We start from the raw sequence: 19,682 nt of genomic DNA, 5'->3' as shown, positions 1-19,682 counted from the left end.
TAGACATTATTAATTCAATTAAGACAGAGTATGTATAGTATCTTATTACAAGCAGCAGCACCCCAACAACCAAGCATGGTTTCAACCCTATTACCCTTTGTTGCTATCATCGTGATTTTCTACTTCTTTATGATCAGACCACAGATGAAGCGTCAAAAGGAATTGCGTAAGTATCGTGAATCACTTAAGAAGGGTGATAAGGTAATTACCACTGGTGGAATCTATGGAAAAGTAGTGGAGGTGAAGGACAACCACATGATTGTTGAAATTGCCAACGGCGTAGAAATAAAGATTGATAAAGCTGCCATCATCATGGATATGACTGATGCTGCTCCTCGCAAATAATCTTTTTTAGCTCAATATTTAAAAGCCAATGCTTACATTTGTGTAACATTGGCTTTTTTGTTTATGAAATACTTTGATAAGATACGATTCAGCGGTTTAGTAGAACGGATAAAGAAACTTTTAGGCAACCGGGACTTTTACATATTTTTGGGTTTTTTGTGTCTATCGACCCTGTTTTGGTTTATCAACGCCCTTCGTGGTGAATATGTTACCAGCCTGAGTTGTCCTGTCAGTTTTGTCAATGTGCCTGACAACCTCGTGATACTCGACGGAAGCAGCCAGAAGGTAGAGGCTAAGGTCAAGGCCACAGGTTTCAACATACTACGCCAAAAGCTCAGCAGCCGTTTTGTTCCTCTGGAACTGGATGTATCCAATATGAGACTTACCCAGAAGGAAGGCAAGAGTATGGCATTTTTGCTTTCCCGTACTGAGATGGGAGAGATACGTAGCCGCTTGTTGCTTGGTATGGACCTTGTCGATCTCCAACCTGATACTATCTTTCTGCATGTTGATCAGTTTGCTACACGCAAAGTGCCCGTAGGCTTCAAAGGCGAACTTGCCTTTGAGCAACAGTTTATCCTGGCCGACGATATTGGTTTTAGGCCCGATTCGGTTACAGTAAGTGGCCCATTGAGTGCTATTGATACTATTTCTGCTATATATATAAAACCCCTCATTGCTGAAAAGCTTGCAGGTGACTTTGAGAAGGAAGTCGAGCTTGAAAGGCTTAGCAACATAGATATGAGCCATCGTAAGGTAGTAGTCGACATCAAGGTTGAACGCTTCAGTGAAAAAACCATTTCAGTTCCCGTCAGCGTCGAAGGATTGCCCGACTCCCTTTTACTTAAAACATTCCCGACCTCCGTCCAGCTAACTTTCAGAGCCGGACTCAGCAAGTTTGACAAGATATCATCCGGTGATTTCTCAGCTATTGTAGATGCCACAGAGGTATTGCAGCTTGAGCGTCCCAAGCGTCTCAGGGTAAGAATCAGCAGGACACCCAAGGGTATAGTGACCTATAATTATGACCCGCTCTTTGTCGAATATGTACTAGAACGCAGGTAAGATCCAAATATATGTACAAGGTTGGTCTGACAGGAGGCATAGGCAGCGGCAAGAGCACCGTTGCAAAGGTTTTCAGAAGCCTTGGTGTTCCCGTCTATGATGCAGATATTGAGACCAGGAAGCTTATAGACTCTGATCCCAATGTAATAGAAGTATATCAGAGTTTGTTTGGTGAACGAGCCTATGTGGATGGAAAATTAGACCGCCAATATGTAGCCGGAATCGTCTTCAACGATCAAGACTTGCTCAAGCAACTGGAGAGTCAGGTACACCCCCTGGTGTACCTTCATTTTCTTGACTGGTGTGAGAAGCAGGAGGGAGACCTGGTTATAAAGGAAAGTGCCATCCTTTTTGAAAGCGGAGGAGACAGGTTCTTGAACGAAGTTATAACAGTAACGGCTCCGCTTGAACTACGCAAGGCGAGAGTAATGAAGAGGGACGGGCTGACAGAAGAGGCCATCCTGGCGCGTGTGAGAAATCAATGGGACGATGAACTAAAGATAGCTGCCAGCACCTATGTGATACATGCCGATGAAAGGCAGCTTGTAGTGCCTCAGGTGCTGGAGGTATATCGTGAGCTTAAGCAAAAGGCAGCAGGAGCTTTTGCAGTTTGATGTATTATAGTATTTTTGCACAAAAATTTTTAGAAAGATGTTGAAGGATATTTTGGCTATTTCCGGATATTCCGGACTTTTCAAGCTTGTTTCCCAGGCTAAGAACAGCGTTATTGTAGAGTCTCTGGTAGACGGCAAGAGATTGCCCGCATTCGGAGCTTCCAAGATCAGTGCGCTTGAAGATATTTCAATGTATACCACTGATGGTGATATTCTGCTGGGTTTGGTATTTGCTGAGATCTTTGACAAGGGGATGGATATTGATCCCAAGTCAGATCCTAAGACTTTGAAGGCTGCCTTCAAGGAAGCTGTTGCCAACTTTGATGAGGACAGAGTATATGCATCTGACATCAAGAAGGTGTTTGTTTGGTACAAGCTTCTCAAGGAAAAGGGAATTATCACTGCTGAGACTGTAGCAGCCTACAGAGAGGAACTATCTAAGAAAGAGGAAGAAAAGTAAAACCTACAAAAATTTCTTGAAAATTTAGTCAGGAAATATTTGGAGGGGATAGAATAATGCGTATTTTTGCACCCGCTTTGCAGATGGCAAGGCGCTTAGTGAATAGAATAACGATCTTTGAAAATATTGATGCAATACCTAAAAAGAAAAGACAGGAAAGCGTAATTCCTTTGAGGAAGATTAGAATTGAGCCCAGATAATATTTTTAAAAACTTTTCATACAACGAAGAGTTTGATCCTGGCTCAGGATGAACGCTAGCGACAGGCTTAACACATGCAAGTCGAGGGGTAACAGGGTAGCAATACCGCTGACGACCGGCGCACGGGTGAGTAACGCGTATGCAACCTGCCTATAACTGGGGAATAGCTCCCTGAAAGGGGAATTAACACCGCATAACACTATTGATTCGCATGGATTAGTAGTTAAATGTAGCGATACAGGTTATAGATGGGCATGCGTGACATTAGCTAGTTGGTGAGGTAACGGCTCACCAAGGCTACGATGTCTAGGGGTTCTGAGAGGAAGGTCCCCCACACTGGTACTGAGACACGGACCAGACTCCTACGGGAGGCAGCAGTGAGGAATATTGGTCAATGGGCGCAAGCCTGAACCAGCCATGTCGCGTGCAGGAAGACTGCCCTATGGGTTGTAAACTGCTTTTATAGTAGAAGAAACACATCTACGTGTAGATGTCTGCCAGTATACTATGAATAAGCATCGGCTAACTCCGTGCCAGCAGCCGCGGTAATACGGAGGATGCAAGCGTTATCCGGATTTATTGGGTTTAAAGGGTGCGTAGGCGGGACTGTAAGTCAGGGGTGAAATACTGCAGCTTAACTGTAGCATTGCCTTTGAAACTGCCGTTCTTGAGTACAGTTGAGGTAGGCGGAATGTGGTGTGTAGCGGTGAAATGCATAGATATACCACAGAACGCCGATTGCGAAGGCAGCTTACTAAGCTGTTACTGACGCTGAGGCACGAAAGCGTGGGGATCAAACAGGATTAGATACCCTGGTAGTCCACGCTGTAAACGATGATTACTGGTTGTTAGCGATATATAGCTAGTGACTGAGCGAAAGCATTAAGTAATCCACCTGGGGAGTACGTCGGCAACGATGAAACTCAAAGGAATTGACGGGGGCCCGCACAAGCGGAGGAACATGTGGTTTAATTCGATGATACGCGAGGAACCTTACCTGGGTTTAAATGGGGAGTGCCAGGTGTCGAAAGATGCTTTTCCTTCGGGACACTCTTCAAGGTGCTGCATGGTTGTCGTCAGCTCGTGCCGTGAGGTGTCGGGTTAAGTCCCATAACGAGCGCAACCCTTGCCGATAGTTGCCATCACGTAAAGGTGGGCACTCTATCGGGACTGCCGGTGTAAACCGTGAGGAAGGTGGGGATGACGTCAAATCAGCACGGCCCTTACATCCAGGGCTACACACGTGTTACAATGGCCAGTACAGAGGGCCGCTACCCCGCGAGGGGATGCCAATCTCGAAAGCTGGTCTCAGTTCGGATTGAAGTCTGGAACCCGACTTCATGAAGCCGGATTCGCTAGTAATCGCGCATCAGCCACGGCGCGGTGAATACGTTCCCGGGCCTTGTACACACCGCCCGTCAAGCCATGGGAGCCGGGGGTACCTGAAGTATGTAACCGCAAGGAGCGTACTAGGGTAAAACTGGTGACTGGGGCTAAGTCGTAACAAGGTAGCCGTACCGGAAGGTGTGGCTGGAATACCTCCTTTCTGGAGAGCTTAAGTAAAGATCTTCCTGAGAAAAAGCGAAGGAAATCAGCTTGAATGTCTTTTCTTATGGTATTGCATCATTATCATAACACTGCTCTACCGAGCACTACTCAGTCCTGTAGCTCAGTTGGTTAGAGCGCTACACTGATAATGTAGAGGTCCGCAGTTCAACTCTGCGCAGGACTACACAGCACAAAGTAAGAGTGCAGAACGATCATTGACATATTGAATTACAAGAGAAAGACTAGAGGAAAAAAATGCTAAAGCATTAAAGAAAGTAAAGAAGGGCGCACGGCGGATGCCTAGGCTCTCAGAGGCGAAGAAGGACGCGACAAGCTGCGAAAAGCTGCGGGGAGGTGCACATAACCTGTGATCCGCAGATCTCCGAATGGGGCAACCCACCAGGTTGAAGGCCTGGTATCCTGGAGCAATTCAGGAGGCAAACCCGTTGAACTGAAACATCTTAGTAGGCGGAGGAGAAGAAAACAAAAGTGATTCCCCCAGTAGCGGCGAGCGAAGCGGGAATAGCCCAAACCAATCTTGTTTAGGCAGGGTTGGGGTAGTAGGACTGCATAAAGATAATATTAATACGAAGTGGAAGCATCTGGAAAGTTGCATCATAGAGGGTTAAAGTCCCGTACACGTAAGTATGATATTACGAGCAGTATCCTGAGTAACGCGGGACACGAGGAATCTTGCGTGAATCTGCCGGGACCATCCGGTAAGGCTAAATACTCCTGAGAGACCGATAGTGAACCAGTACCGTGAGGGAAAGGTGAAAAGCACCCCTAACAGGGGAGTGAAATAGTACCTGAAACCGTGCGCTTACAAACTGTTGGAGCCCTTTATTGGGGTGACAGCGTGCCTTTTGCATAATGAGCCTACGAGTTATACCTTGCCAGCGAGGTTAAGTGTTGTTAGACACGGAGCCGAAGCGAAAGCGAGTCTTGAAAGGGCGCTAAGTTGGCAGGGATAGACGCGAAACCTAGTGATCTACCCATGGTCAGGTTGAAGTTTCGGTAACACGAAATGGAGGACCGAACCGGTAAACGTTGAAAAGTTTTCGGATGAACTGTGGGTAGGGGTGAAAGGCCAATCAAACTGGGAAATAGCTCGTACTCCCCGAAATGCATTTAGGTGCAGCCTCGATTAAGAGTTATCCAGAGGTAGAGCTACTGATAGGACGCGAGGGCTTCACCGCCTATCAAATCCTGACAAACTCCGAATGCTGGATAATGTTTTTCGAGAGTGAGGGCATGGGTGCTAAGGTCCGTGTCCGAGAGGGAAAGAACCCAGACCATCAGCTAAGGTCCCCAAATGTATGCTAAGTTGAAGAAAACGCGGTATGGTTGCAGAGACAGCTAGGATGTTGGCTTGGAAGCAGCCATTCATTTAAAGAGTGCGTAACAGCTCACTAGTCGAGCGACCGTGCATGGATAATAATCGGGCATCAAGCATACTACCGAAGCTATGGAATGATACTTAGGTATCATTGGTAGGGGAGCATTCCAGTCAGCGTCGAAGCAGTATCGTGAGGTATTGTGGAGCGTCTGGAAAAGCAAATGTAGGCATAAGTAACGATAATGGGGGTGAGAAACCCCCACGCCGAAAGACCAAGGATTCCTGATCAACGTTAATCGGATCAGGGTTAGTCGGGCCCTAACACGTACCCGTTAGGGGAAGTGGATGGCAAACAGGTTAATATTCCTGTACCCGTTATACAACAAAAGTGACGTATAAGAGAGATGTCTGGGTGCTGACGGAATAGCACGCTGAGCTTAGGTTTCGGCCGAAGCGAAGGCAAGCATCTTGTACCGAGAAAAGCGAGTATAACGGCTCGTACCGTAAACGGACACACGTAGTTGGGTTGAGTATACTAAGGCGCTCGAGTGATCCACGGCTAAGGAACTCGGCAAATTAACCCTGTAACTTCGGGAGAAAGGGTTCCTGTTAAGCGATTGACAGGACGCAGAGAAATGGCCCAGGCGACTGTTTAACAAAAACACATGGCTATGCAAAATCGAAAGATTAGGTATATGGCCTGACACCTGCCCGGTGCTGGAAGGTTAAGAGGAGATGTCAGGAGCAATCCAAAGCATTGAATTGAAGCCCCAGTAAACGGCGGCCGTAACTATAACGGTCCTAAGGTAGCGAAATTCCTTGTCGGGTAAGTTCCGACCTGCACGAATGGTGTAACGATCTGGGCACTGTCTCAGCCGTGAGCTCGGTGAAATTGTAATACCGGTGAAGATGCCGGTTACCCGCAACGGGACGGAAAGACCCCGTGAACCTTTACTGCAACTTAGCATTGATTTTGGGTAAGTTATGTGTAGGATAGGCCGGAGACTATGAAGTGGTGCCGCCAGGTATCATGGAGTCGCCGTTGAAATACGGCCCTTGACTTGCCTGAAGTCTAATCCCTCAGAGAGAGGGAGACATTGCTTGGTGGGTAGTTTGACTGGGGTGGTCGCCTCCAAAAGAGTAACGGAGGCTCCCAAAGGTACCCTCATGACGTTTGGCAATCGTCAGTAGAGTGTAATGGCACAAGGGTGCTTGACTGTGAGACCGACAAGTCGAACAGGTAGGAAACTAGGGCATAGTGATCCGGTGGTTCCGCATGGAAGGGCCATCGCTCAAAGGATAAAAGGTACTCCGGGGATAACAGGCTGATCGCCGCCAAGAGCTCACATCGACGCGGCGGTTTGGCACCTCGATGTCGGCTCGTCACATCCTGGGGCTGGAGAAGGTCCCAAGGGTTCGGCTGTTCGCCGATTAAAGTGGCACGCGAGCTGGGTTCAGAACGTCGTGAGACAGTTCGGTCCCTATCTGTTGTGGGCGCAGGAGATTTGAGAGACCCTGTCATTAGTACGAGAGGACCGTGATGGACAAACCTCTGGTGTATCAGTTGTACCGCCAGGTGCAGCGCTGAGTAGCTATGTTTGGAAGGGATAAGTGCTGAAAGCATCTAAGCACGAAGCCTGTCTCAAGATTAGATCTCCATATAAGGGGCGTTAAAGACTATGACGTTGATAGGCTGCAGGTATAAAGGTGGTAACATCAAAGCCGAGCAGTACTAATTACCCGAGACTTTCAGAGCTGGTATTTTAGTCTCAAGTCTTTATCTTGTAATCAATATGTTAAGATATCACTACGACGAAGGTTGTAGCAATGAACAAAGATAGAGTACAAACTCTAAGATATTTAGGTGGCTATAGCGCAGGGGATCCACCTCTTCCCATACCGAACAGAGAAGTTAAGCCCTGCCGCGCCGATGGTACTGCGTAAAAACGGGAGAGTAGGTCGCCGCCCATCTTACAAGAGAGAGGCTGTCCGATAAAGGGCAGCCTCTTATTTTTTACAAAAGCCGGCTCAGAGCAATCTGGACCGGCTTTCGTGTTATATACGCCACAATAATCAGTATGGCCTTTCACTCTTGCGAAAAAAAAAGCGGTCCAAGTTGCATTTGAGTAGCACCTCTTTGTTTGTATTGACGTGTATTTCAGATTTTTCTGTGGGCCTCTGAAATTCGTCCATTTAGTTTTAAAAAACCTTGAAAACGCTATTATTTTAGGTAACTTTGCGCCCTGTGTGACTGACCTGCCGGAGGTGTATTTTTTAAGCAACAACTGTATTATCAAGTATTGTATTTTAAGTATAATGAGTGAGTAGTATATTGGGTTAATGGTAGTATAATTTTGTTTATCCATTGAAGATTAAGGCAAATAGCAATTTTATATAACTTCTATAAAGTGTGCAAAGCTGCTAAATAGCCATATTTATATTATATAAACTTTTAGTTAAAACTGTTTAAGACGTGTGAAGATGATAAGATATGTATTAGCATTTGTGATAATTATTTTTATTGTTTCCTGTAGTTGGTTTGAGGAATTAGCTGGAAAAAATTCCGACCAATTCACATTTACAAACCTGAATGATTCAGGAGAACAAGTACTTTCTCATTCATCTCAATTAGTAATATTGATACCTGATATCCAGGAATATACAAGGTATTCTTCTAGGAGGAGAAAATTAACAGAGTTAACAAAAAGGGTATTACATATTTCTGAAAGTGATTTTAATATTCTTCTCGTACTTCAAGTAGGTGACATCACAGATGGAAACGAAGAGTCTGAGTATTTAGCTGCTAAAAGAAGCTTCTCTGTATTTGATGGAAAGATTGATTACGTCTTAGCTGTAGGTAATCACGATTATGGAGAAGGCGGTAACAGTAAGGATAGAACAACTTTATATAATGATTATTTCGATGAATCAAAAATGAAAACATATGTAACATCATATGAGGATGGTGCATATGAAAATAGTATATATGAATTTAAAATTCAAGGAAATGAATTTTACCTGGTCAATTTAGAGTTTGGTCCAAGAGATGCAGTAGTTGAGTGGGCGAGTAAATATGTAAATGAAATGCATGGAACAGGAATTTTACTTACCCATGCATTTCTTGACAAGAATGGCGAAAGGTATGACCATGAGAAGTATTCCTATCAAACATTGAGTCCATATACTTTTGTGTCTAAGGATGGCTCTTTTGGTGATGGTGGGGTAAATGATGGGCAGGATTTATGGAAAAAACTGGTTATGAATAATAACATTCGTTTAGTACTATGTGGACATCGGGGAGGAGGAGCAAAAAGCTTAATTTCTGAAAATAACCAAGGACTTCCTGTTTTACAAAATATGTTTGCAATTCATGAACATCCAGAATCGATTGGAGGATGGATTCAGATCCTTGAATTCCTTGAAGATAGTAAAACCCTAAAAGTTCATACGTATTCCTTATTTGATAATATATGGTCACCATCATATATTGAGTTTATCTACAAATAAACATGAGTGAATTAAGGACTAGAGCAGTTTTGGGCATAGTGTGGAGTTCTGTGCATCGGTTTGGGTCTATGATTATTTCTTTCTTAGGGAATATTGTATTAACTAGGTTATTGTCACCTGAGGATTTTGGAGTAATTGGGATGATGATGGTGTTTATTGCAATATGTAACACTTTAATAGATGGAGGTTTAGCATCTGCTCTAATTCAAAAGGATCAAGTGGATGATATTGATTATTCGACGGTATTTTCGTGGAATCTTGCTATATCTGTCTTTTTCTATATCACCTTGTTTTTTACTGCTGATTCTATTTCTGCATTTTATAATATTAATCAGTTAAACGATATACTTAAGGTCCTGGGTTTAGTACTTTTGATAAACTCTTTATACTTAGTACAAGTTAATCAATTAATGCGCCAACTTAATTTCAAATTGTTGGCGCTTATAAATATTGCAGGAAATCTATCAGGTGTTATCATAAGCATATTTTTAGCATATTTGGGATGGGGAGTATGGAGTCTGGTTGTAAAAAATCTGACTACTAGTGTTGTTATTGCTATTTTTTGTTTTACTCTGGGATCATGGAAGCCAAGTTTTGGTTTTAGTATAAAATCATTTAAGGAGTTGTTTGGCTTCGGTTCCTTTGTGTTATTAGCAAATCTTGCTGAGACAATATACGTGAACATTCAAGCATTGATAATTGGAAAAGTGTTTTCAGCAGATCAATTAGGATATTATACACAGGCCAAAAAACTTGAAGAGGTTCCAACAAAAGGATTGGCCGCAGTAGTCAATCAAGTATCTTTTCCTGTGTTTTCTAGACTGCAAAATGATTTATCAAAAGTTAGGGAAGGTCTAAGAAATAACATTAAGGCAATTACATTTATCAATTTTCCTTTGATGTTTTGGCTCATAATAATTGCCAAACCTTTGATTATTTTATTGTTCACAGAGAGGTGGATAGATTCAGTACCATTTTTCCAAATATTTTGTGTGTGGGGAATGTTGTATGCACTTAACACATTGAACACAAATATTGTTAAATCATTAGGAATGGGGTCTCTGTATTTTACTATCCAGGTAGGCAAAAGAGTTGTAGGCTTAGTAATTATCTTTTTCGGGTTGAGATTTGGTATAATGGGGTTGATGTGGGGCGTTGCAAGTGCTGCGTACCTTTCTTTTTTTGTTAATGCATTTATTCTTGGAAAGCTTATTGGGTATGGTATAATTTGTCAAATTAGGGATGTATTTGGTTCCCTAACATGTTCAATCATAGTAGGAATATTAGTTTATTTTTTTACTCCTTTTTTACATACATCGACTATAATAATTGATATAACTTTAATATCAATTGCTTATTTAGCATTGTATATTGGTATTTCATATCTTACTAAATCTAGTGGCTTAAACATATACCTAAATGTGTTTAAACGGCTTTTTAGGAGATGATGTTTTACCTTTCCTTCAAGATCAGACTGTTTTCTGGCTTATTATTAATACGCACTCTTTTGATGATGATATTGGTATATGTTAGACTAAAAAGATATTTTCCTTTGGAGTATATAATAACTGGAATGACATACAGTGTGCGTTTTTCAAATATTGTGAAAGTACGCTGTTTGGTATTAAAATCTAAAAGCATTTAGCACTTGAATGAGAAAAAGGCCCTTGTTAAAGTAGTTTGAGAAAGGGTAAGTCTGATGAAAAATGTCTATTTTTGGGATGTCTCAGAATGAGAAAATCATCAAATCTTGTATGTGTTGTTATAATAAGCAAACTGATGCGTTTAATTGCGATGGTTTTGATTAGGCAGGTTTGATGGGAAGGATTAGATGCAATATGTGAATGATTCGAGCATATGATTTTGCTTGAATGAGTATTCATAGAGTAATTGATCATTGCACTTAAATAATCTGGTTTTGCAGTTATTTTTTTATAGGAGTTGAAAGGTTTTTGTTAAAATTTATAACTAAGTCCCAAGAAATAAATACAATCCCCAAACACAATATATTTGACTTTATTAATATGAATTCGCGTTATGTAAGATCTTTGATACAAAAGATTAGAGTATCTAGGGTCAGGAAGAGGTGGTTACGGGAAGAAAATAAAATGTCAATAATCAGACATTTGCCATCATTAAATAGAATAGAGTTGAAGCAAATTCAACAAACATGGGGAGGGATACCATTTTCGACTAGGCATTTGCAATCATATAGATTATACAAAGCTGTTAGGGGATTTGATTCTAGATTCCTACCGATGCCATTGTATGACCCCTCTATAATAAGAGTTTTAAATCCTAAAGAAGATGCTGCCGTTTTCGTAAATAAGGGATTATTTGAACGTCTGTTTTCAGAATTGAAACAACCTCAGTGTTTCTTTAAACGAATCAATAGTAATTTTTATGTACAGGGATACCAAGTGGCTGATTTGGATTATATTATTGATTATTGGACTACGCTTGGCAGTTTTGTAATAAAGCCTAGTAAGAACTCACATGGAGGGGTAGGAGTTCGTGTCTTTAATCGGCATATAACAAAAGATGAAGCGATATTACTAATACAGGAGTATAAGGATGATTTTCTTGTACAAGAAGTAGTTAGACAGCATGATGAAACATCTGTTTTTAATAAAACTTCTATTAATACAATTCGCATTATTTCATTGTACCTAAATGGACGTGTTAGCATTCTAAGGTCTTCACTTAGAATAGGACTTCCCGGTTCTGTAGTTGATAACGCTGGTGCTGGTGGGATTATGGTGGGTTTGGATGAATATGGAAGATTATTTGATTTTGGTATTACGCAGACTTTTGAAAAGATTTGGTTGACTGCAAATGGTATAGAATTTAGTGGCCGTAGAGTTACAGCGTTTCCCAAAATTAGAAAAATAGTTATAGAAAACCATGCTTTCCTGTATCCTACTTTAGGAATGGTTGCATGGGATTTTGCAGTTGGAGCTGATGGGTCTCCCATTTTTCTTGAAGGGAATACCAAAGTGCCAGGTATATTTTGGATACAGTTTTGTACAGGACCAATTTTTGGTGAAAGAACTCAGGAAGTGGTTAATTATTGTAAAAGTAATAATGATATATATTTTTGATTGATGAAAAAGGTTTTAACAGTTGGGGTCTTTGATTTCTTTCATATTGGACATTTAAATGTACTCAGAACTGCAAAATCAGTTGGAGATTATTTAATTGTTGCTGTTCATGATGATAAGCAGAATTCAAAAGGTGTAAAATTTCTGTATAGTTTGGAGGAGAGAATGTATTTTGTGAGCAGCATTAAATGTGTGGATGAAGTGATTAAATATGAGAGAGTAGATGAGATTGTTCAGAAGGTCGATTTCGATGTGTTTGCGTTTGGCCCGGATCAGAATCATCAGTACTTTCAGTTGGCATTTGATTGGTGTCGAGAAAATGGCAAGGATTTAGTTATGGTGGATAGGACGGAAGGAATTTCTTCGACCAGAATTAGAGAAATTTTAGCAAATAAGAGCATTTAGTATTTATGGATATCTCAGAGATTATCATAATTCCAAAACCAGAGAACATTACTTGGGAAGAAATCACTGACCTTTTACATAAAGGATATGCTGAACATTTGAAAAACGGGATATTGTATTCTGCTGCAGTTCAAGATGTTTCGAAAACTATAGAGCGCTTAGAAGAAGGCACATGTATGGTAGTACTTTATAAAGGAAACCTTATTGCAACAGAGACTTATGTATTAAAAAGAAGGAAGCATTCCTTAATACATAAGTGGTATTATGATAATTCATACTTCTATCTTCATTCGCTTACAGTACATCCTGATTATAAACGTCGTGGAATTGGGTTAATGCTTAGAAATCGAATCGTTGAGATCGCAAAAGAGACAGGTGTAGATTCGATTATATCGGATACCTCAATAAAAGCTAAATGGCTTATCTCGTGGTATGATCGTTTGGGGCACAAAAAGGTAGGTCTAGTCTCTCATAAGGGAACAAACTACTATAGTGTTGTAATGAAAACCCCACTAAAGAACAAAAATGTACCTGATTGGTATAGACTAATAAGATATGGAATTTCATATTTAATTTGCAAAACTTTATACAAAGAAAATGGAGATTTCAGATTCTATCCAGAAATATTGGAAAGGATTAAATTAGCTAATATAAAACAATAATCTGAATGAGGAGGCTTAGTAATAAAGAAGTTCAGTCGATACAGTTAAATATACTTAAAGAGATAGTTGAATTTTGCAATGAAAACAACCTTAGATTCTATTTGATATATGGAAGCCTTCTTGGTGCAGTCAGGCATAATGGTTTTATTCCATGGGATGATGATATTGATATTGCTATGTCACGACCTGATTATGAGAAGTTCTTGCATACATTTAATGTTTCCCACAAACAATACAAAGTAGAATCATTCAGAATTAATAAATATGTACCTTATTTTTATGCAAAGGTTCAGGATATAAATACTTTAGTTGTACCAAGATCTAACCATGGTCATCAGATAGGTGTTTCTGTGGATGTTTTTCCCATAGATGGTGCATCTTCTAATAGTATAATTCAATGGATTCATTTTCGACTTTTTGAAGTTATTAGATTGTTGTATAATTTTAAAATTAAAGTTTTTAAAAAGGAGAAAAGTTTAGGAAGGAATTTATTACTTAGTTTAGGTAAATTGTTCGCATTTTGGATTCCATTTGGCCTATTAGTAAGAGTTTTAGATTCAATCAATAGGTTATATAGTTTTGAAAAGTCCGAGTATGTTACCGTATGTGCGAGCACAGACAAGAGAATATCATATGATAAAAAAGAGTTTGAAAAGGTTGTTTTTATTGAATTTGAAGGAATACCCATGCCATGTCCTGTAGGATATGACCTACTGCTTAAGAGTATGTATAAGGATTACATGAAGTTGCCTGAGCCAAACAAAAGAGTATCACATCATCAGATTGAAGCTTTCGAATTGGAAAGTAATGTTTAGAGTGAGGGGGGATCAAAAACAAAGTTACAATCAGAAATCTAAGGACTATATATTTTCTACTTTCACACTTCATGAAACAGTGGCTTGTAAATAAAATTGGATTTATTATCATAATATGTACCACTATATTTGGAATAGTTTTATATGAACCATTAGCTATAAACCTCATTGATGAGATTACATTACTAATACTTTTTTGTTTCTATTTTATAATCTCACTTACACATAATGGATCAATAGGAAAAGGATTATTTGTTTTTCTAGTTGTATTTCTATTCTATTTTTTTTATTCTTTGGTAATTAATGTTACTGTTCCTGCAGCTGTTTTGGCAGATTTTCTACAGCAAGCTAAACCTTATCTGGCGTTCTTTTCGTTTTACTATTTAGGTGTGTCATTCTCTAAAAAACAAGGGCAAATACTACGTTTTACTGTATTGACTTTGTTTAGCGTCTTAGTAATTGCATCTATGTTAGGAGTTCTGGATTTGTTTTTCGGCCATCCTACTACTTTCGCGACATGTTGTTTTAGTTTATCAATTTTATATTACACTTTTAATCATAGCAAGAAATCTGATCTTCTAATTTCAATCATTATATTGAGTTTGGGATTATTGTCTGGAAGATCGAAATTCTATGGTATTTTCATAATTGCTAGTTTTGTTCTTCTTTTCGTAAGACATAGAATTGTATTGTCATTTAGGACGTTAATAATATCACTTTTTGTGTTTGTAGTGGTGGTAATTGCAGCATGGAGCAAATTGAATTTGTATGTGGTTGAAGGCTTTTCTTCTGATTGGATCGCGCGTCCGGTTTTGTATAAAAATGCTGTGAACGTCTTAAATGACTATTTCCCATTTGGTTCAGGTTTTGGTACTTATGGAAATGAGGCCTCCCGAGATTTTTATTCGCCGTTGTACTATAAATATGATTTGTACAAAGTATGGGGACTGAGTCCCTCCTATGATAAATTTGTTGCAGACACTTTTTTCCCAGTATTATCACAGTTTGGTTATATAGGGATAATGCTTTTTGTGGTATTTTGGTATCGTTTATGGAAATTAGTCGATTATAAATCTTTAGCAGAAAAAATTGTTGAGTATAAAATAGGGTTGATAATAATTGCTTTCTTTTTAATTGAATCAATTGCCGACACTACCATTGTTTCCCATAGGGGCTTGTTGCCAATGATGATTTTAGGTTATGTCCTTAGCCCAAAGAGAGCATCCCAATTAACTGCTGAGATTGATTAAAGCGTTATTTGTTGTTTTTATAATAAATTCATTTTCAGCGAGCGGAGAGGTTCTTGGATAATCCGGAGCATGTTGACCCCCTAGTTCCGGAGAATAACCGAGTAAAGTAAATACAGTGTTTTTCGGCTCTATGTTGAATACTGTGGGTAGTAAGCATTCGGCCTAGTACATATTGTGATCAATGTTAAGGCTTCGTTTCTTTGAAGGCAAAAAATGAGGATGACACTAACGACCTTCAAACAGCTCTATAAGGAATACCAGGAATCAAATTTAAGTGTACGAGACTTTTGTTCTAACCAGGCATTATCCCCTTCCAGCTTTTATTACTGGAGAAAGCAGTTGTGGAACACAGCACAAGAAGAACCTAAGTGCTTTATACCACTGGTTTTCGATTCAGTATCTGCTGAGCACCCAGTACGCGACAATCAATCCAGGGTAACCTCAAGCAGAACCGATGACATAAACAGCTCAACGGCACCTGTTGAACTTGTTTTTCCTAATGGAACCAAGATGGTAATTCGTGAGAACATGGACTTGGAATTATTAAGGGCTATAGTTCACCTTTATGATTAATTTCCGATGTTTCATTTGCATGGTAATCTAAAGTATTTTCTATATCCAGGAGCCGTGGATATGCGAAAAAGTTCTTACACCCTTAGCGGTATTGTCACTTCTTTGATGAAGCGTGACGTGCAGAGTGGTGAGGTCTTTATCTTCGTTAACAAGAGACTTACTGTGTAAGCTCCCCCAAAAACAGTACGTTTTAAAAGTAGACCATAATGTATAACTTTTAAGAAACGTAAAACAGATGAAGAGAAGCACCTTCAGCCCGACACAGATAGCGGGCATCCTAAAAGAGTTCGACAACGGCAAAGGCATCGACGAACTGACGCGTGTGCACGGCATAAGCCGCGCCACGCTGTATAAATGGCGGCAACGTTACGGGGGCATGGACGCGAGCGAGATGAAGCGCGTCAAGGCCTTGGAGGAGGAAAACGCGAGGTTGAAGCGCATGTACGCCAACCTTGCCATGGAATTGGACGTTGCCAAATACATCATCGAAAAAAAGCTCTAAAGCCTTGCGAGAAAAGGACCATCATCGGTGCCGTCCGCCAAGAGCGGCCCAAAGACATCGGCAAGGCGTGTCGTTTGTTGCGGCTCAGCAGGAGCAGCCTAAACTATGCATCGGTCAAAAACGATTTTTATTACATGGACAGATTAGAAGAGCTGGCTAAAGATCACCCCACCGAAGGTTTTTGGAAGTGCTACCACCGTCTGCATGGATAATCCGGAGCATGTTGACCCCCTTTATGGTAATCATATCAAATTCACTGGTTTTGGTTTCCTTAGTGGAACTATCCACTAAAAAGTCTTGTGATGGCAGGAAAAACCAGACCAATGAGTCAGATAAAACAGTTACTTCGGCTACACCAACAAGGTAAAGCAAAGAAAGAGATTGCTCGCATTCTGGGCATTAGCAAGAATACTGTGAAGTCTTATCTTCATAAGTATGAATCATCAGGATATAATATCGATGATTTGCTAGAGTTGGACGATCCTGTTCTTGAGAGCAAATTTCATCTGGGTAATCCTTCATATAAGGAACATCGCTACGAGTTTCTAAAAAAGCAGATGGATTATTATGTCCAAGAGCTTAAGCGCAATGGGGTAACCAGGCTAATCCTTTGGGAAGAATACAAAGAATCCAACCCTAACGGTTACAGCTTCTCACAGTTTTGTTATCATCTGCATCAGCATCAAAAGGCATCCAAACCTACTGCCGTATTACATCATGAACCTTCAGACAAGCTCTTCATTGATTTTGCTGGTAAGCAGCTATCATATGTCGATATACAAACCGGAGAGATTATTAAGTGTCAGGTTTTTGTAGCATGCCTTCCATACTCCGATTATGCCTTTGCAATGGCTGTAAAAACGCAAGGAGTTGAGGATTTTATTTATGCCATATCTTGCTGCCTGTCCTATCTTGGAGGAGTTCCAAGAGCCATTGTCCCTGACAACTTAAAGTCAGCTGTAATAAAGTCAGATCGCTATGAACCGGAACTCAATGTGGCACTTGATGACTTGGCTAATCACTATGGAACAACCATTGTTCCGGCAAGGGTAAGAAGTCCCAAAGACAAGGCTCTGGTTGAGAATCAGGTAAAAATCATCTACAGCAGGATTTATGCAAAACTCCGTAACAGACAGTTCCATAGCTTACATGAGCTTAATGAAAGTATTGCAGCTCTGGTATTAAGGCATAATCAAACCAGGATGCAAATAAAACCATATTGTCGCGAAGAGAAGTTTCTGGCCGATGAAAAGCATCTCTTACAGCCCCTTCCTAAGACAGTCTATGAAATGAAGTTTTACAAAGAATACACTGTGGCTCCCAATAATCACATATGCTTGTTTAAGGATCGTCATTATTATAGTGTTCCTTACATTCATGTTGGACGTAAGGCAATGGTGATCTATACCAGATCTATAGTATCCATTTACGTAAATAATGAACTGGTAGCCGTTCATGCAAGGTCATACACTGCCGGGCAATATACCAGTGTCAAGGAACACCTTTGCTCAAATCATCAACACTGGCTCAGCAGAAGTCCTGATTATTACATGGAAAAAGCCAAGAGGACATCTGATGAACTATATAATCTCTTTGTCCAACTTTTTCAGCAAGGAAAATATCCAGAACAATTATACCGCACTTGTGATGGTCTTCTTCGCCTTCAAAGGGACACTGAACCTGAAGACTTCGCTCAGGCCTGTAAAATAGCCATAGAGCTCAATAGATATAGCTATACACTCGTGCGTAACCTTATAAAAAACAAAGTGATCTGGGACACCGATGTCCCCGAAGATAATCCTTTGCCTAAACATCAAAACGTAAGAGGCAGAGAGTGCTACAAATAATTAAAAACCAATTAGCAATGAAAGAGATTGAAACACAAATGGCAGAATTAAGTCTGCATGGTATGAGTCGGGCCTGGATGGCTCTGCTTGAAACACGAAAACATCATGAACTAAGCCTATCTGAAGGACTAAAACTTTTATTACAGAATGAGTATCAAAGTCGTAAGAACAATCGGTTCGAACGACTTAAAAAGAATGCGGGCTTCCGCTATCAAGCAACAATAGAAGAAATTTACATTGATGCTGCCCGAGGGGTAGATAAAGAAATGTTAGCAACGCTTGCCACTGGAGCCTACATGGAAAATGGCGAGTCTGTTTTAATCACAGGGGCTTCGGGTTGTGGGAAAAGCTTCCTTGCGTCGGCCTTAGGACAACAAGCTTGTATGCAGGGTAAAAAGGTAGCTTACTACAACTTACAGAAGCTGCTGATGAGAACAAAAATGGCCAGACTTGAAGGCTCTATCCATAAGATGTTTACAAAGTTATCCAAAACAGATTTACTTATTATAGATGACTTTGGACTAACCAGATTAGACCAACAGCAACGTATGGATATCATGGAAATTATAGAAGACAGACATGCTCGAAACTCCTTGATTATTACCAGTCAACTTCCAGTAGTTAACTGGTATGATATCATTGGAGATGATACAATAGCAGATGCTATCCTGGACCGATTAGTTCATACTGCATATCGTATCGAGCTCAATGGAGAAAGTTTAAGAAAAAAACGGTAATATTGTCAGTCTATCACGTTCTTTGAACCTCTACCAGTGAGGGGTCAGTATCACCGGAATGAGGGGTCAATATCACCGGAATATCCAGTCTGCGCAATACGGGCGAGGCCGTGAACCATAAAAAACTGCACCGCATCTACAAAAAGATGGGCATGCCCCTGCGGCGCAAGACGAAGAAGCGTTTGCCGGCAAGGGTGAAAGAGCCCCTGGGCGTACCCGGGAAATTCACCCACACCTGGAGCATCGATTTTGTTGGCGATGTTCTGAGCAACGGGGTGAAGTTCCGGTCTTTCAACGTGATAGACGACTACAACCGCGAGGTCCTGTTCAACGAAACGGACTATTCGCTAAAAAGCAGCAGGGTCATCTGGGTGCTGAAGCACTTGGTAAACAGGTACGGGAAACCGGAGAATATACGCATGGACAACGGTCCAGAGTTTATAGCCAAAATAGGGCAAAACTGGAGCAAGATAAACGGGATAGAGTTCAAATATATACAACCGGGGAAACCCACTCAAAACGCTTATATCGAGCGTTTCAACAAGACCTATCGCGAATCGGTGTTGGACGCTTACCTGTTCGACAACATCGATGAAGTGAGGTCGGTATCGCAAGAGTTTGTGGATGACTATAACAACCATAGGCCCCATGATGCTTTGGGCGGCATGTCGCCAAGAAAGTACAGAGAACTCAGGGACGATGGCCCGAACCG

The 19,682-nt window shown here is 40.7% G+C and carries 16 protein-coding genes, 1 tRNA gene, 3 rRNA genes and 2 pseudogenes; all 22 read left to right on the top strand.

The window, feature by feature from the left end:
* Window positions 1-30 precede the first annotated feature (30 nt).
* Window positions 31-345, top strand: a complete 315-nt coding sequence (gene yajC / locus M9189_RS08055) for a preprotein translocase subunit YajC (RefSeq protein WP_250722220.1) — start codon at window positions 31-33, stop codon at window positions 343-345.
* A gap of 63 nt (window positions 346-408) precedes the next feature.
* Window positions 409-1,410 carry a CdaR family protein gene (locus M9189_RS08050; protein WP_250722218.1) on the top strand — a complete coding sequence of 334 codons (1,002 nt, stop codon included), beginning with the start codon at window positions 409-411 and terminating at the stop codon, window positions 1,408-1,410.
* A gap of 11 nt (window positions 1,411-1,421) precedes the next feature.
* A pseudogene (gene coaE / locus M9189_RS08045) lies at window positions 1,422-1,931 on the top strand (dephospho-CoA kinase); the annotation flags it as partial.
* A gap of 49 nt (window positions 1,932-1,980) precedes the next feature.
* Entirely contained in the window at window positions 1,981-2,034 is a 54-nt protein-coding gene (locus tag M9189_RS12985) for a hypothetical protein (RefSeq protein WP_419184196.1), read from the top strand.
* 27 nt (window positions 2,035-2,061) lie between these two features.
* Complete coding sequence (locus M9189_RS08040) at window positions 2,062-2,484, top strand: DUF5606 family protein (RefSeq protein ID WP_250722214.1); 423 nt, start codon at window positions 2,062-2,064, stop codon at window positions 2,482-2,484.
* 220 nt (window positions 2,485-2,704) lie between these two features.
* Window positions 2,705-4,230: ribosomal RNA gene (locus M9189_RS08035) — 16S ribosomal RNA — on the top strand.
* A 112-nt stretch (window positions 4,231-4,342) separates the two neighbouring features.
* Window positions 4,343-4,416: transfer RNA gene (locus M9189_RS08030), tRNA-Ile, on the top strand.
* A gap of 85 nt (window positions 4,417-4,501) precedes the next feature.
* Window positions 4,502-7,326 (top strand): 23S ribosomal RNA (locus M9189_RS08025).
* Window positions 7,327-7,431: 105 nt separating this feature from the next.
* Window positions 7,432-7,542 (top strand): 5S ribosomal RNA (gene rrf, locus M9189_RS08020).
* The 16S, 23S and 5S rRNA genes sit together here with 1 tRNA gene alongside, the layout of an rRNA operon.
* A 510-nt stretch (window positions 7,543-8,052) precedes the next feature.
* Window positions 8,053-9,078 (top strand): metallophosphoesterase, encoded by a 1,026-nt coding sequence (locus M9189_RS08015; RefSeq protein WP_250722212.1) that lies wholly within the window; start codon window positions 8,053-8,055, stop codon window positions 9,076-9,078.
* 2 nt (window positions 9,079-9,080) lie between these two features.
* Window positions 9,081-10,526, top strand: a complete 1,446-nt coding sequence (locus tag M9189_RS08010) for a lipopolysaccharide biosynthesis protein (protein WP_250722211.1) — start codon at window positions 9,081-9,083, stop codon at window positions 10,524-10,526.
* Window positions 10,527-11,228: 702 nt separating this feature from the next.
* Window positions 11,229-12,179, top strand: coding sequence for a sugar-transfer associated ATP-grasp domain-containing protein (locus tag M9189_RS08005; protein ID WP_250722209.1), 951 nt, complete (start codon window positions 11,229-11,231; stop codon window positions 12,177-12,179).
* 3 nt (window positions 12,180-12,182) lie between these two features.
* Window positions 12,183-12,584, top strand: a complete 402-nt coding sequence (locus M9189_RS08000; protein ID WP_250722207.1) for an FAD synthase family protein — start codon at window positions 12,183-12,185, stop codon at window positions 12,582-12,584.
* Window positions 12,585-12,589: 5 nt separating this feature from the next.
* Window positions 12,590-13,246: a GNAT family N-acetyltransferase gene (locus M9189_RS07995; RefSeq protein WP_250722206.1), complete on the top strand. Its 657-nt coding sequence runs from the start codon at window positions 12,590-12,592 to the stop codon at window positions 13,244-13,246.
* 5 nt (window positions 13,247-13,251) lie between these two features.
* On the top strand, window positions 13,252-14,061 hold the full coding sequence (locus tag M9189_RS07990; RefSeq protein ID WP_250722204.1) for a LicD family protein: 810 nt from the start codon (window positions 13,252-13,254) through the stop codon (window positions 14,059-14,061).
* Window positions 14,062-14,132: 71 nt separating this feature from the next.
* Window positions 14,133-15,311, top strand: a complete 1,179-nt coding sequence (locus M9189_RS07985; protein ID WP_250722203.1) for an O-antigen ligase family protein — start codon at window positions 14,133-14,135, stop codon at window positions 15,309-15,311.
* Window positions 15,312-15,524: 213 nt separating this feature from the next.
* A complete protein-coding gene (gene tnpA / locus M9189_RS07980) occupies window positions 15,525-15,884 on the top strand; it encodes an IS66 family insertion sequence element accessory protein TnpA (RefSeq protein ID WP_250722201.1) in 360 nt (119 codons plus the stop codon).
* Between the two features lie 6 nt (window positions 15,885-15,890).
* Window positions 15,891-16,052 carry an IS66 family insertion sequence element accessory protein TnpB gene (tnpB, locus tag M9189_RS07975; RefSeq protein ID WP_256469227.1) on the top strand — a complete coding sequence of 54 codons (162 nt, stop codon included), beginning with the start codon at window positions 15,891-15,893 and terminating at the stop codon, window positions 16,050-16,052.
* Between the two features lie 67 nt (window positions 16,053-16,119).
* On the top strand, window positions 16,120-16,386 hold the full coding sequence (locus tag M9189_RS07970; protein ID WP_250722198.1) for a transposase: 267 nt from the start codon (window positions 16,120-16,122) through the stop codon (window positions 16,384-16,386).
* Between the two features lie 302 nt (window positions 16,387-16,688).
* Window positions 16,689-18,233, top strand: coding sequence for an IS21 family transposase (istA, locus tag M9189_RS07965; protein WP_250722197.1), 1,545 nt, complete (start codon window positions 16,689-16,691; stop codon window positions 18,231-18,233).
* A gap of 17 nt (window positions 18,234-18,250) precedes the next feature.
* On the top strand, window positions 18,251-18,970 hold the full coding sequence (istB, locus tag M9189_RS07960; protein WP_250722173.1) for an IS21-like element helper ATPase IstB: 720 nt from the start codon (window positions 18,251-18,253) through the stop codon (window positions 18,968-18,970).
* An 89-nt stretch (window positions 18,971-19,059) separates the two neighbouring features.
* Window positions 19,060-19,674 (top strand): annotated as a pseudogene (locus tag M9189_RS07955) (integrase core domain-containing protein); the annotation flags it as partial.
* Window positions 19,675-19,682: the final 8 nt, after the last annotated feature.

The sequence above is a fragment of the Xiashengella succiniciproducens genome, assembly GCF_023674465.1.
In the GTDB taxonomy this organism is placed as follows: domain Bacteria; phylum Bacteroidota; class Bacteroidia; order Bacteroidales; family Marinilabiliaceae; genus Geofilum; species Geofilum succiniciproducens.
This window is presented reverse-complemented; position numbering and strand designations above follow the sequence as displayed.

Bases quoted from the DNA above. Each gene is read 5' to 3' on its own strand.
- yajC (WP_250722220.1), top strand. From the start codon at position 31: ATGTATAGTATCTTATTACAAGCAGCAGCACCCCAACAACCAAGCATG.
- M9189_RS08050 (WP_250722218.1), top strand. From the start codon at position 409: ATGAAATACTTTGATAAGATACGATTCAGCGGTTTAGTAGAACGGATA.
- M9189_RS08040 (WP_250722214.1), top strand. From the start codon at position 2,062: ATGTTGAAGGATATTTTGGCTATTTCCGGATATTCCGGACTTTTCAAG.
- M9189_RS08015 (WP_250722212.1), top strand. From the start codon at position 8,053: ATGATAAGATATGTATTAGCATTTGTGATAATTATTTTTATTGTTTCC.
- M9189_RS08010 (WP_250722211.1), top strand. From the start codon at position 9,081: ATGAGTGAATTAAGGACTAGAGCAGTTTTGGGCATAGTGTGGAGTTCT.
- M9189_RS08000 (WP_250722207.1), top strand. From the start codon at position 12,183: ATGAAAAAGGTTTTAACAGTTGGGGTCTTTGATTTCTTTCATATTGGA.
- M9189_RS07995 (WP_250722206.1), top strand. From the start codon at position 12,590: ATGGATATCTCAGAGATTATCATAATTCCAAAACCAGAGAACATTACT.
- M9189_RS07990 (WP_250722204.1), top strand. From the start codon at position 13,252: ATGAGGAGGCTTAGTAATAAAGAAGTTCAGTCGATACAGTTAAATATA.
- M9189_RS07985 (WP_250722203.1), top strand. From the start codon at position 14,133: ATGAAACAGTGGCTTGTAAATAAAATTGGATTTATTATCATAATATGT.
- tnpA (WP_250722201.1), top strand. From the start codon at position 15,525: ATGAGGATGACACTAACGACCTTCAAACAGCTCTATAAGGAATACCAG.
- tnpB (WP_256469227.1), top strand. From the start codon at position 15,891: ATGTTTCATTTGCATGGTAATCTAAAGTATTTTCTATATCCAGGAGCC.
- M9189_RS07970 (WP_250722198.1), top strand. From the start codon at position 16,120: ATGAAGAGAAGCACCTTCAGCCCGACACAGATAGCGGGCATCCTAAAA.
- istA (WP_250722197.1), top strand. From the start codon at position 16,689: ATGGCAGGAAAAACCAGACCAATGAGTCAGATAAAACAGTTACTTCGG.
- istB (WP_250722173.1), top strand. From the start codon at position 18,251: ATGAAAGAGATTGAAACACAAATGGCAGAATTAAGTCTGCATGGTATG.